Below are 640 nucleotides of genomic sequence, written 5' to 3'. Positions count from 1 at the left end.
GCCTGCGCCGGTCAGATCGTTTTGGCGGTCACTGCGTCACCGCGGCAATCGCCAATGGGTCGGGACGCCGATAAATTTCACCCTTGTCCAGGAGCGCCCAGATGATCCGCGCCGTCTTATTGGCCTGCGCGACGGCGGCAACCTTGAAGGGGCGTCTGGCGAGAAGCGCCTTCAGCCACGGCCGCGCCCGAACGTCGTTTCGGACAAGCCGCAAGACGGCCGTTGCCCCGACAACGAGGAGAGAGCGGAGTTCTGGATTTCCCATCTTCGATATTCGTCCCAACCGCTCTTTGCCTCCGCTTGAATGAGGCCGCGGCGTCAATCCCAGCCAGGCGGCAAAGTGGCGAGCCGACTTGAACCCGCCGGGATCCGGCACAAGCGCTTTGATGGTCGCCGCCGTAATGGCGCCGACGCCAGGGATCGTGGTCAACCGACGCATGTCCTCGTCGTGCTTGGCCTCCGCGACGATTGCGCGCTCGAGCCTCTCGATCTGGTCGGCTGAAGCTTCAATCTCGTCGGCAATAGCCATCAGCGCGAAGCGCGCTGCTGCGGGCAGGCGTGCATCTGTCTCATCCCGTATGATTGCGACCAGCGCCTCAACCTTTGCCAGGCCGGCGGTGGCGATGATCCCCAATTCTGC

Annotated in this window: 1 protein-coding gene; it reads right to left on the bottom strand. The window is 63.8% G+C overall.

Features of this window, described 5'->3' with window-relative positions; all coding sequences use genetic code 11:
* Nucleotides 1-28: 28 nt before the first annotated feature.
* Nucleotides 29-640, bottom strand: a 612-nt coding sequence (locus IF809_RS38700; RefSeq protein WP_462840099.1) for an IS110 family RNA-guided transposase, incomplete at its 5' end; no start/stop codon positions are given.

The sequence above is a fragment of the Bradyrhizobium sp. UFLA06-24 genome (genome assembly GCF_054967145.1).
Note: the sequence above shows the minus strand (reverse complement) of the source record. Positions and strands in the feature narration are given on the sequence as shown.